The organism is Anaerocolumna chitinilytica (assembly GCF_014218355.1).
GTDB classification, from domain to species: domain Bacteria; phylum Bacillota; class Clostridia; order Lachnospirales; family Lachnospiraceae; genus Anaerocolumna; species Anaerocolumna chitinilytica.
Genome location: NZ_AP023368.1, coordinates 3383952 through 3396842 on the forward strand (window position 1 = coordinate 3383952; position 12891 = coordinate 3396842).

The window sequence follows — 12891 nt, forward strand, 5'->3', positions numbered from 1 at the left end:
AGACTCATGATTCGAGCCGATTATCATTTACATTCAGCCTTTTCCAGCGATTCTACCGCTCCCATGGAGGATATGATAGAAAAGGCAATTGAACTGGGACTTTCAAGAATTTGTTTTACCGATCATATGGATTACGATTTCCCGGTGACTTCCGGATATACCTTTCTATTTGATCCAGAGGATTATTTTCATAAGCTTAGCAGCTTAAAGGAACAGTACGAGGGTAGAATTAAGGTACTTATGGGTATAGAATTAGGCTTGCAGCCTCATCTGGGCGAACAGTTCCAGAAGCTGGTGGAGCATTACCCTTTTGACTTTATAATTGGTTCCACCCATCTGGTGGAAAGACTTGACCCATATCTTTCAGAATATTGGGAAAACCGTTCCAAGGAGGAAGGGGTACGTGCCTATTTTGAAGAAATTACTAAGAATCTGAAAAATAATCCCTGCTTTTTAATAAACGGGCATTTGGATTATATGATACGGTATGCTCCAAATACAAATAAGGACTTTACTTATAAGGATTATGCAGAGACTATTGACACAATGCTCCGTTCCATTATTGAAAGCGGCAAAGGTATTGAAGTTAATACCTCGGGCTTTAAATACGGTCTATCCGTTCCACATCCCCATACAGATATTCTAAAGCGGTATAAGGAACTTGGCGGAGAATTGATAACAATAGGTTCCGATGCTCATAAACCGGAACATCTGGCCTTCGACTTTGACCGGGCAGAAAAGCTTCTGTTAGATTTAGGCTTCCGTTATTACGCGGTTTATGAAGAAAGAAAACCCATTCTCCTGCCTCTGGGAAAATAATTCTTAACAACTGGCTCAACAAAACCACACTAACAAACAGGACTTTACAATGGTACCGATACAATCCCCCAATGTAAAGTCCTGTGAACCCCTTAATCCTCTGCAACTATTGATTTTATTTATGAAAGAGTACCACATAACTCCGATATTTTATCAAATACATCTTTTCTTAGAACGGTATTATGTCCGGACAGGCAGAAATCAAATTCTAACTCTTTGTATTTCTGGATAGTATTCAGATATATTTCCTTGTTAAATATATTGGGTAAGATATCCTCTTCATCGTCCCCGATGTTATCACTTGCAAGCAGTATTTTATCTTCCTCATCCAAAACACTGATAGAATCAATTGTATGCCCGGGTGTATAAAATAGTCTTATATGGTCTTCCTTAAAATACAACTCATTATCAAACAACAGATCAGGAAGCCTTTTATAAACCTCTCCCATCTGGTAATTCCCCTTTTTACGAAGCATTTCATCCCAATTGTCTTGAATCCTGTCATAACATAACTTATGGGCAATTATTGTTTCTTCTTGAAAAGCTCCATTTCCCCATATATGGTCCCAATGATAATGTGTGTTTATTACAATGGTTTTCTTTTCTTTCAGATACTCTTTTATTGGGTCCGTGCAAAGAGATCCAAGGCCTGTATCTATCAGATAATTATAGTTTTTTCCATGTATCAGATAAATATTCAAGCCCCATCCCGGCTCATCAAAGGTAAACAGAGTTCCTCTGCTTTTTATCTTTCGGATATTCATTATAAACTCATCCTTTTCGTATTTTTATCAGTGACTTACTTATCCTTTCCTTCTCTTAGAGTAATTCCAAAGAAAGTTTCACCTCATTTGCTTCTTTTGTTCTAAATTCATGTATTATATAAAAAGCCGAAACTGCTTTATAAATCATGCAATTTCGGCTCTATCTAATCTGCATAATAACTATTTATACAAATTTTTGATACCGTATATTATTAAACTTAACTTCTGATAATCGTTCCCCCACCCAGCACATAATCGCCATCATAGAATACTACTGCCTGTCCAGGTGTTACAGCTCGCTGAGGTTCGTTAAATATACATTCTACCAAATCATCGTTTACCTTGCGGATAAGCGCCTTTGTACCTTTGTGATTATACCTGATCTTAACATCTACTTCCATCTCACCCTGTAAATCTTCCACAGCCATGAAATTAAGTTTATTCGCATAAAGTTTTTCTGAAAAGACCTCATCTCCGGTGCCTATTACTACTTCATTGGTTTCCGGACGAATATCAACAACAAATACCGGGTAACCAAGTGCAAGATTTAAGCCTTTCCTCTGCCCGATAGTATAATGTATAATTCCTTTATGCTTACCAATAACCCTGCCGTCTGTGGTTACAAAGTTACCTTCCGATGGCACCTCTCCGGTATACTCTTCTATGAATTTAGCATAATCCTTATCCGGTACGAAGCAGATTTCCTGGCTGTCCGGTTTCGAGGCAATCCGAAGGTTAATCTTCCCGGCGATTTCTCTTACTTCTGGTTTCTTATAATTACCAACCGGCATCAAAGTATGTGATAACTGATACTGGGTCAGGTTATACAATGCATATGTCTGATCCTTTTCCATGGTTACAGATTTTTGAAGAGTATATCTTCCATTCTCAAGCTGTACTACCTTGGCATAATGTCCTGTAGCTATATAATCAGCTCCGATATCCAGCGAACGCTTTAGCAGTGATTCCCATTTTACATATCGGTTACAAGCAATACAAGGGTTCGGTGTGTTTCCATTTTGGTATTCTTTTACGAAATAATCCATAACAGCACACTTAAATTCCTGTTTAAAATTCATTACATAGTAGGGAATCTCAAGAGCAAAAGCAACTCTTCGGGCATCATCTACAGCACTTAAGCCACAGCAGCCTCCGCTTTCTTCCTGTATGTCTCTATCTTCATCCTGCCATATCTGCATAGTAACTCCGATAACATCATATCCGGCTTCCTTTAACAAATAAGCAGCTACAGAAGAATCAACACCTCCTGACATCCCAACTACTACTTTCTTCTTATCCAAACTGTTCCTCCTGCCTAAAACTTCAAATTAATACTCTTCACTTGGCTCTTCTTCACTGATATCTGACTTGGGTTTTTCCAGACCATCGATTACAATACCGTGTTTTTCTGCATAATCCCAAAGAGCTGCATGAATTGCTTCTTCTGCCAGCAAGGAACAGTGAACTTTTACCGGTGGAAGACCATCCAGTGCGTCCATAACTGCTTTATTGGTAATCTTTAGTGCTTCATTGATGTTTTTACCCTTAACAAGCTCTGTTGCCATACTGCTGGTTGCTACTGCCGCACCACAGCCAAAGGTTTTGAATTTTACATCATTTATAATACCAGCTTCATCAATATCAAGATAGATACGCATAATATCGCCGCATTTTGCATTTCCTACCGTACCTACACCGCTTGCATTTTCAATTTCTCCTACATTTCTGGGATTTGTGAAATGATCCATTACTTTCTCGCTGTACATCTTATTTCCTCCGCTATCTCTGAACTCCTGTATCCTGGCATAATTCCATACACAGAAAGCTTTCCTATTAATTTCTGTTCTTATTTGTTTTAATATTAACAAGTGTTTCTCGTTACTCTTAGTCTGTTTTTGTACCGAAGAATTACATATTACTCTCTGCTCATAGCTTTTACGAAATCCTCATACAAAGGAGACATAGAACGCAGTTTTGCTACGATTTCTTTAATGGTATCTACTACATAATCCATCTCTTCTTTGGTATTATCTTCACAAAGTGTAAGTCTCAGAGACCCATGAGCAATTTCGTGAGGCAGTCCGATGGCTAAAAGTACATGGGAAGGATCCAAAGACCCTGATGTACAGGCAGAACCACTGGAAGCACAAATATTTTGCATATCTAACATAATCAGGAGTGATTCTCCTTCAATGAATTGGAAAGCAAAATTTGCATTGTTTGGAAGTCTCTTTGTTCTATGACCATTCAGCCTTACATAGGGAATTTCCTTTGAAACTCTCTCGATCAGATAGTCTCTTAGTTCAATTTCCTTTTTCTGACGTTCCTCCAAAGTACTCATAGCAATTTCAACTGCTTTGCCAAAACCTACTATTCCAGGTACATTTTCGGTTCCTGCTCTTCTTTGTCTCTCCTGAGCACCGCCGTGTACAAAAGATCTTAACTTCAGACCTTTTCTGATATATAAAAATCCAATTCCCTTAGGACCATTAAGCTTATGTCCGCTGGCACTAAGCATATCGATATTCATATCTTTCACATCAAGATTTATCTGTCCAAAAGCCTGCACTGCATCCGTGTGGAAAAGAATGTTGTTTGCTTTGGCAATTTCACCAATTTCTTTTATAGGCTGTATTGTTCCGATTTCATTATTCGCAGCCATGATTGAAATTAAAATTGTGGTAGGTCTGATAGCTTTCTTTAATTCCTCTAATTTTACCACACCATATTCATCCACATCCACATAGGTAACTTCGAATCCCTTTTTCTCCAGATACTCACATGTATGAAGAATTGCATGGTGTTCAATCTTAGAGGTAATAATATGGTTTCCTTTATCACTATAGCTTTCTGCTGTGGCTTTTAAAGCCCAGTTGTCAGCCTCTGTTCCGCCGGCAGTAAAGTAAATCTCATTACTTTCTGTATTCAAAGCCTTTGCTATGGTATTTCTTGCTTCATCCACTGCCTTTTTATTCTGTGTAGCAAGCTCATATACGCTGGAGGGGTTTCCAAAAAACTCTGTAAAATAAGGTAACATAGCCTCCACTACAGCAGGACGTGTCTTGGTTGTAGCTGCATTGTCCAAATAAATCTTCTTTTCCATCTGATTTTTCTCCTAAATTGATATCTTATTGCCCGCATGAAGGCTTAATACGAGTCTCTCTGCTCTCGGACGTATTTTCATTCGTAATACGCCTGCCCTCCTTTAGCAGTTCAGAGAGGAGCATAGTATCCACCGTATTGTTTATACTATCACTAATACGCATCCAGACATATTTTGTTACACATGAATTGGCCCCATCACAAGTACTGCTGCTTCCTTCAATCTCTGAGCAGTCTACTGGATTTAAGTCTCCCTCAAGGGCTCTTAGGATATCTCCTACTGTTATCTCTTCCGGCTTTTTTGCCAGGATATAGCCACCCTGAGCACCTCGAATACTATTAACTATTCCGGCTTTTTTCAGCTTAGCTATTAATTGTTCCAGATAACTGATTGAGATACCTTGTCTTTCAGCAACGGAGCTTAAAGCAACTGCATCTTCCTCGCTGTTTAAAGCAAGGTCAACAACTGCTCTTAAGCCATATCTTCCTTTCGTAGATAATTTCATTGTACCACCTCTCTATTGACTGCCAAAATCCTACTATTTTATTTCCTAGTAAAATAGTGTACATTACACACATAATAGCATTGCACAAGTTAAAAGTCAATATTCTTTCTCATTGTTTTCCTGAATATATTAATATGAATCAAAGGATGTTCAAAGGTTAAATAATTTATGTCAAAAAGCAAAAGTAGTTTGATTAAAGGTACTCTCATCCTGACTCTGGCAGGTTTTTTAACCAGAATTGTCGGCTTCTTCTACCGTATCTTCTTATCCAATGCAATGGGCGCTGAAGCACTTGGTGTCTATCAGCTTGTATTTCCTATATACGGTATATGTTTTACGATATTTGCATCCGGTATACAAACTGCTATCTCAACTTTGGTAGCCAATGAGCTGGGTAAGCAAAGATATACAGGAATCATGAAGGTCCTTCGAAATGGTGGAATTATATCTTTTGTACTTGCAATGCTTCTTTCTTTTTTTACTTATCGTTACTCCACCTTTCTTGCTGTACATATAATAAGGGAGCCGGCCACTGCCTCCTCCCTTAAAATTCTTGCTATATGTTTTCCCTTCTGCGGAATAACCTCCTGTATCAACGGTTACTATTATGGTTTAAAAAAAGCCGGAATACCTGCTATTACACAGCTCTTGGAGCAGCTTATCCGAGTAATGGCTGTATACTTTCTTGCTGCCTCTGCCGGCGGAGGTAATTTAGCAGTGACCTGTGACCTGGCTGTTCTTGGTCTTGTATTTGGAGAAATCGCTTCCCAGTTATTTAATGTCGGCTCCATGTTCCTTCATAAGACTTCAAGAAACATCCGCCATTTGTCCGCCTCCTATTCAGCTCTTAACACCACCGGTCCCGGATCTATGAATACCAAAGGTGATGGTTTAACAAAAAGTCTGGTTAAAATGAGTATTCCACTGACCGCTAACCGTCTGTTGATCAGTATTCTTCACAGCATTGAAGCCATCTTAATTCCTGCAATGTTGAAAAAATATGGCTTAAGCAGTGAGGAAGCCTTAAGTATCTTTGGTGTACTGACCGGTATGTCCCTGCCCTTTATATTATTTCCGTCCGCCATAACCAATTCCCTTTCCGTCCTCTTACTGCCAACTATCTCCGAAGCCCAGTCTGCAGGTCAAGAAAGTCTGATTAAAAAGACATCAGCCATTACAATCAAGTATAGTCTGATTATCGGTATCATCAGCACCGGTATTTTTATAACCTTCGGCAGTGAGCTAGGTACCCTTGTATATCACAATAGCCTTTCAGGAAATTTTTTAACTATCTTAGCCTGGCTTTGCCCTTTTCTATTCATTACAACTACACTTAACAGTATTATCAATGGACTTGGACTTGTGCATCTTACCTTTGCAGGTTCTGTTATTGGCCTTGTTTTACGTATCATTATCATAGTCATACTCGTCCCGCTGCAAGGGATTAACGGATATCTGTTAAGTCTTTTGGTCAGTCAGCTTGTTATGACCTTGTTTGGTGCCTATCTTGTGGCGAAATATATCAATCCAGGCTTTCAGACCATGGATGACGTGGCTAAGCCAGGGATTATCGTTACCTTATGCTGCTATCTCATCCATCGCTTTTACTTAGGGCTGCCTCATGCCAGTCAAAGTCTGAAATCGGTATTGTTATTGTGTTTCTTAATACTCTGTGCCAGTATGTTGCTTATGTACCTTACAAAAACCATAAAATCAGAAGACTTTAAGTAAAAAGTTTATAACTGCCCTTGCCTTCATCTTTTACGGAATAAAGAGCTTTATCTGCACAATTAATTAATTCCGTATAGGTTGCGCCATCTTCCGGATATACAGAAATACCGATACTTCCGGATATGTATACCGCCTGGTCTTCCACCTCATAGGCGGTACTAAGGGCTTCTCTAAGCAGATTGGCCTTGGTGATAATTCCATCAAGGCTATCAATGTTCCCGACGAATACGATGAATTCATCCCCTCCGATACGACCGATAATCTCTCCGAAGAAAATACTTTTAATTTTGTCCATAATATATACTAATATATTGTCCCCGGTTAAATGTCCGTAATTATCATTGACATGTTTAAAATCGTCAATATCTATCATCATTAAAATATGCTTGGAATTTCGATTGCGTTTTAAGTATTCATCAATAATTTCTTTTGTTGTAACTTTATTATACACACCTGTCAGCAAATCTCTCTTAGCCTTATATTCCAGTTTTTGCAGTTCCTTTTTATGCAGGTCAATATTTACCACTTTACCAATGACACTGATTGGTTCCTTATTCTCATCATAGATAGTCTTTCCCCTGATATGACACCAGACATACTCATTATTTGCATTTTTTATACGAAACTCCGCTTCCATCATTTCTTTTCCGCTTTTAAGAGTTCTTGCAAAAAGTTTGAGGTCCTGGCAGTCCTCCGGATGAACCATATTCTTATTGTACAGCTCTACCACTGAAAAATCTTCAATTACAGGTGTTCGTCCATAAACTTCCGTATATTTGTCCGCAAATTTCATAACATCTTTGTCAACCTTATATTCAAAAAGAATATCATTGGATATCTCGGCAGCAATTCGATATCTTTCCTCCTCCAGGGAAAGCTTATTCTGCATTTCTTTAAAATTAGTAATGTTTAATAAAACCGCAGAAAAGGCCTTTTCACCTTCGCGGGTTAAGGTAAAATTGCCATCCAAAAGTACATTAATAATATCACCGCTCCGGGTAATCATTTTAACTTCTATCTGCCGATAGGAGCCGTTTACAAACTGCTCTTTCAGCACTTTTATTTTCTCCTGATCCTCATCACAAACAAAGGATAAAAAACAATTATCATATTCTGTTTCAAACTCATACCTTTTATAACCAAAAATCTCATAAAACTTTGGATTAGCATACGTGACCTGATATCCTGGTTCCAGCAAAATATTAAGGAATCCTGTATGAACACTTTTGGTAATATAGGACAATTCAGCGGTAGCTTTTCTAACCTGATGATTACAGATTATACTGGAAACAAAACTTACAGTCAAAAAAAGCAACAGAATAAGAATCAATACCACTCCTCCATCTGTTTTTACCACTTCATATAGAGATTGATCATTATTAATTACCAGATTGAAAATCAATAAAACACCTGTCAATGCAGCCAAGCCAAGAGAAATTCCTATGGTGTTATTTAATCTGGGAATTCCTTTTTTCAGAATATAATCGGTTTTATTTTCTTGCATATTCCTCATCACCCTTCCAGATTTGTTTGATAAACTACTGCTTACCTAATACCCAAATCTGTTTCTTTCACAATACGAAATAGAAGGATACACACAAAAAAAGCTCGTTCTTAAAATCGAGCTTAGACTGAAATATATCCTATTTCGTGCAACTGGCTGTCATATCTGCATACAGATTTAGACCCTAAGCTTTGCGTCCTCATCTTTCAATGAGTTTGCCCCTATAAACATAGGTCCATTGTACTATAATTCGTGGAATTTTGCAATTCAAATCATGTACCATAATATTACATATTTCACCTGACTTACCTTCATTTTCCGTTACATAACGGAAATAAAAAAGAAGGAGGCTTAATAAAAACCTCCCTCATTTTGTACAATTTATTTCCAATTTTGAAAAATCACCGTAGCTTCGGTTAGATAATCTTTGCTGATTGTAATCGAAGTGTCATCTGCTGTTTTATATTCATCGGTAATCGGAACCGGATTACAGCCGCCTTTTACAACTTCTACCTGATCCATTGAGAAATGATTTCCGCAGTTCTGGCACACCAGCTCGTCTCCCTCTTGCTTGTAATAGCCTTTTCCGGAAGAATAGCAGACCTGGCAGGTATTAAAGGCTGTCCTAATTGTACCATCCGGAGCTTTTACCGCCAGCACTTCCAATTCAGTACCGTCAATCTTTGCAGGAAAGAACTTAGCTGTTTCCGTAATGTCCTTAACCGGTATAACAATATCACTGTCTGTTACTTTAGCTGCCCTTAATTTATCCGAATCTCCTCCGCTTCCGGCTGGTTTTCCAAAGCTATTGAAGCCAAAGGCAATTGCCAGTATTGCGAGAACAGAGATTGTAAGAATTAAGTATCTCGTCGTATTTGATTTTTTATTCTGTTTGTTCGTCATTCATTGATACCCCTTTTTTATTATTTTTACTTTTATGGTATTTAAAATAATGCTTTTATTTTATCAGTGGAATATGCAGATTGTATGGAGAGAGAAATAAAAAAGGGACTATCATTACAGTCCCTTTAAAGCCATGGCTTTATTTGAGATATTCTTTACCAAGTACCCGCCAATGTGTCAAAGCAGGAAATGGGGAAGGATCCTTCTCATCTTTTATAAGTTTGCACAATTTCACACTTTCTGCAATCATTCCGTTCAAATCATATATCTGATCCCTGCCTGTCTTATTTAATTGCAGTGTCATTGTACAGCCATTTCCAAAAATAACATCAAGCTGCTTCCAGTAATTATCATGGGGAAAATCTGACCTTAGATTTATTATCAGCTTATTCATTACAACAAGACGGCCAAAATCAATCTGAATTTCAGCATCCGGGTCCTCGTTATCTCCCCATGAGGTAAAGGGCCATACACCATGTCCGCAGGTTTCTTTCAGACCATCAATGGTATTCCTTGCGGCAAAGATAGATTCATCCCTTGTTTCTACACTTGCTTTGCAATGAGGAAATACCGTAGATTCATAACGCACATCCAAGGGATTTGTGCTGATATCCCTCTCTTCCTTCCATAACTCAGACGGTTGCACTGAAATATCCAGAATATGATATTCTCCTTCAAATGCCCCTGCAGGATATGGCATTCTATCTTCGCCAAAAGGAATCGGGAATTCAAATCTTCCGCCAATACTATAAACATCCGCCTTTTCAATACTAGCATCCAGCTTTACGCTAAGAAATTGGGGGTTATCCGTATCAATAACAATACGATCTCCATCCTTATACTTGTGAAATAACAAATGATGAATGTGTTCATTATCTTCTTGCTCCATGAAGCATTCATCTTCTTTATTATATAATGCAATCTTAATCATGTAATTCTCCTCTTCCTAAAAGGTAATCATACTCTCCTCTTCATAAATACCGATATTTTGCCGATACACCGAAGGACTCATTCCGGTTACCTTTTTAAACACTCTGGAGAAATATTTATCATCATGAAATCCTACCTTAAAGGCTATTTCATAGACTTTCATTTTCCCGTCGTGCATATAGGCACAGGCTCTGTTTATTCTCTCCTGATTCAGATAATCAACAAAACCACAGCCCAGGTTCTGGGTAAATAAAGTTGAAAGATATGCCATAGACAAACCGACTCTCTCAGCTACCAATGCAAGGCTTAACTCCTCTGTCAGATGTTCCTTGATGTATTTTTTTGCCATTTTAACCTGGTAATTTTTTTCTGACTCTAAAGCCGTATTCTTTTTTATTTTTTGTACTGCAAAACTTTCCAGCTTGGTAAGAATCTCTATTGCTTTGCAGGGCTTTAATAAATAATCTCTGGCCCCCAGTCGAATTGCCTGCTGGGCATAGGAAAATGTATCATATCCGGATAGAATAATAGTCTCCGGACAGATTCCTGCCACCCTGGATTCCTCCATGACCTCAATACCGGTTTTCACCGGCATCTGAACATCCAAAAGCATAACATCCGGCCGATTTCGGTAAATTAAATCCAATGCCTCCTGTCCATTGCTGACAGAATCAATTCTGGTAAAAACAGTTGTATTTTTTCGAATATAATTAACCATAGCTGTAAGGATATTCTCCTCATCATCAGCTATTAATAAATGTAAACCTTCCTTCTCCATAAAGCACCCCATAGTTGTTTTCTCACTCCGTTACAATAGGTATCCTGATTGAAACTATCGTTCCTTCCTGCGGTCTGCTAATAATCTCAAGTTTGAAATCGGCCCCATACCTTAATTTCAAACGTTCACGCACATTCCTGATAGCATAACCGCCAACATGTTCATTGTTCTTCGTGTCATCAACTTTTCCATACAAAATCTCATCTGCTTCATTTTGTTCCATACCAACGCCATTATCACTTATTGTAAATACCAGGAAATCATCTTCCTTTCTTCCTACAATACTCACGCTGCCGCCTCTGTCTATGAATTCCAGACCATGTACAACGGCATTTTCTACAAAAGGCTGCAAGGTCAGCTTACCAATCATATAATTTCCGATGGACTCCTCCACCTGAATCTCGTAAGACAATCTTTTTGAAAATCTCATTTTCTGTATATGAAGATAACAGCCTATCAGTTCAACTTCTTTCTTTACCGGTATTTCTGAATTTCCCTGGCTTAAGACTAATCGGAATAAGGTGGACAAGGCCAATATATTATCGGCTATTTTTTCATTTTGCTCCTCCTCAGCCTGCCAGTACAGGGAATCGAGGACATTATATAAGAAATGCGGATTTATCTGAGCTTGTAATGCATTCAGCTCACTTTCACGCTCTTTCAATTCCATGACATAGTTTGTATTGATTAACTCCCTGATATCCTTTACCATTCGATTAAAAGATACGGAAAGCCTTCCGATTTCATCTTCACTTTCCACAGTAATATACGTATTAAAATCTCCATTACTGAACTGTTCCATCGAATCATAAAGCTGCTTTGTCGGTCTTGATAATGCCTTTGATATCAACAGTGAGAATGGTCCTGAGCCAATCAACAGAACCACAACGAGAGCAATGGGCAGTATCAATCCCTCTCTCATCTTCGACCTCACATTTTTTACAGGCAGCATATAACAGACACCAACATCTGTATCTTTGCATTTACTGATAAAGATATAATTCTCATTCCTAATAATAAACTTAGGCCTATCGACACAAGATTCATCCAGATATTTTTTCTTTACTATTTCTGATAAAAGTGTCTCATCTACCTTTCCCACTTCTGTAAAGATTTCCCCGCTGCCGGTTATTACAGCAATTCCTTCGTTTTTATTCTGAAGCAGTTTCTTACAGATTTCACTGTAGTTAAGTACATCCACACCTAATACCAAAAAGCCGATTTTATCCTTCTTTGACAAGTCATATAGCATCCGGCAGGCAACAACTTTATCTTTCGTGTTCTTTAGATATAGACCGGAATTACCGGAATGAACTTTTTCCCAGATTACATCTCCTTTTGCCTGCAATGCCTTCTCATAGATAGGTAACTTTCGAATCTTATTTAATGAGGTATTATGAACACTGGCATCTCTGCTCTGGTAATATGGATCCAACCCATTCTCAGGATAGAGAATTAAGGTTTTTACATGGCTTTTTATTGCCAGCATATCTTGTTGAAAGGAAATAGGCGTATTGCTGTACCAGAATAAGTCATCGCCTTCAAAGCTTGCTTTATCAGCAATCAATACTTTATGTATCTCACTGTTTACTGCATAATAATCTTCAATATCCAGTATATCCTGCTGCATATAGCTAATGTCATCTCTTATAGACTGGCTAAAGCGCTCATACAACTGAATCATCTCTTTTTTTATCTGCCGGTTCTCATTTATGTATAAGAAAACAGAAATTGTGATGATAACAGGCAATAGGATTGCATATATGGATAAAATAATTTTATACCGTATTTGCATTTTCGAATAATAATACCTGAATTTCTTCAACGTCTCACCACTTTCTATTCTTAATACAT

12 protein-coding genes and 1 riboswitch are annotated in these 12891 nt (G+C 38.1%); of the genes, 2 read left to right on the top strand and 10 right to left on the bottom strand.

From position 1 onward, the window contains the following. The first annotated feature begins 6 nt into the window (after positions 1 to 6). Complete coding sequence (locus bsdcttw_RS14795; protein ID WP_185255619.1) at positions 7 to 819, top strand: histidinol-phosphatase HisJ family protein; 813 nt, start codon at positions 7 to 9, stop codon at positions 817 to 819. Positions 820 to 938: 119 nt separating this feature from the next. On the opposite strand, the gene bsdcttw_RS14800 is transcribed toward bsdcttw_RS14795, so the two are convergent. From bsdcttw_RS14800 to bsdcttw_RS14820, 5 genes are all read right to left on the bottom strand, one after another. Further along, on the bottom strand, positions 939 to 1583 hold the full coding sequence (locus tag bsdcttw_RS14800; protein ID WP_185255620.1) for an MBL fold metallo-hydrolase: 645 nt from the start codon (positions 1581 to 1583) through the stop codon (positions 939 to 941). Between the two features lie 218 nt (positions 1584 to 1801). Further along, complete coding sequence (mnmA, locus tag bsdcttw_RS14805; protein ID WP_230989142.1) at positions 1802 to 2857, bottom strand: tRNA 2-thiouridine(34) synthase MnmA; 1056 nt, start codon at positions 2855 to 2857, stop codon at positions 1802 to 1804. A 54-nt stretch (positions 2858 to 2911) separates the two neighbouring features. Continuing rightward, on the bottom strand, positions 2912 to 3349 hold the full coding sequence (nifU, locus tag bsdcttw_RS14810) for a Fe-S cluster assembly scaffold protein NifU (RefSeq protein ID WP_185255622.1): 438 nt from the start codon (positions 3347 to 3349) through the stop codon (positions 2912 to 2914). 149 nt (positions 3350 to 3498) lie between these two features. Beyond that, on the bottom strand, positions 3499 to 4686 hold the full coding sequence (gene nifS, locus bsdcttw_RS14815; RefSeq protein WP_185255623.1) for a cysteine desulfurase NifS: 1188 nt from the start codon (positions 4684 to 4686) through the stop codon (positions 3499 to 3501). A 25-nt stretch (positions 4687 to 4711) separates the two neighbouring features. After that, entirely contained in the window at positions 4712 to 5191 is a 480-nt protein-coding gene (locus bsdcttw_RS14820) for an RrF2 family transcriptional regulator (RefSeq protein WP_185255624.1), read from the bottom strand. A gap of 168 nt (positions 5192 to 5359) precedes the next feature. Here bsdcttw_RS14820 and bsdcttw_RS14825 point away from each other — a divergent pair, with 168 nt between their 5' ends. Further along, complete coding sequence (locus tag bsdcttw_RS14825) at positions 5360 to 6922, top strand: putative polysaccharide biosynthesis protein (RefSeq protein ID WP_185255625.1); 1563 nt, start codon at positions 5360 to 5362, stop codon at positions 6920 to 6922. Here the strand turns inward: bsdcttw_RS14825 and bsdcttw_RS14830 are convergent. From bsdcttw_RS14830 to bsdcttw_RS14850, 5 genes are all read right to left on the bottom strand, one after another. Continuing rightward, a complete protein-coding gene (locus bsdcttw_RS14830; RefSeq protein ID WP_185255626.1) occupies positions 6915 to 8426 on the bottom strand; it encodes a sensor domain-containing diguanylate cyclase in 1512 nt (503 codons plus the stop codon). The genes bsdcttw_RS14825 and bsdcttw_RS14830 overlap by 8 nt on opposite strands. 144 nt (positions 8427 to 8570) lie before the next feature. Further along, positions 8571 to 8656: riboswitch (cyclic di-GMP riboswitch) on the bottom strand. A gap of 151 nt (positions 8657 to 8807) precedes the next feature. Beyond that, on the bottom strand, positions 8808 to 9329 hold the full coding sequence (locus bsdcttw_RS14835; protein ID WP_185255627.1) for a DUF2318 domain-containing protein: 522 nt from the start codon (positions 9327 to 9329) through the stop codon (positions 8808 to 8810). Between the two features lie 139 nt (positions 9330 to 9468). Then, positions 9469 to 10260 carry a carbohydrate-binding protein gene (locus tag bsdcttw_RS14840; RefSeq protein ID WP_185255628.1) on the bottom strand — a complete coding sequence of 264 codons (792 nt, stop codon included), beginning with the start codon at positions 10258 to 10260 and terminating at the stop codon, positions 9469 to 9471. A 15-nt stretch (positions 10261 to 10275) separates the two neighbouring features. Further along, positions 10276 to 11037 (bottom strand): response regulator transcription factor, encoded by a 762-nt coding sequence (locus bsdcttw_RS14845; RefSeq protein WP_185255629.1) that lies wholly within the window; start codon positions 11035 to 11037, stop codon positions 10276 to 10278. Positions 11038 to 11059: 22 nt separating this feature from the next. Then, positions 11060 to 12862 (bottom strand): sensor histidine kinase, encoded by a 1803-nt coding sequence (locus tag bsdcttw_RS14850; RefSeq protein WP_207726414.1) that lies wholly within the window; start codon positions 12860 to 12862, stop codon positions 11060 to 11062. Positions 12863 to 12891: the final 29 nt, after the last annotated feature.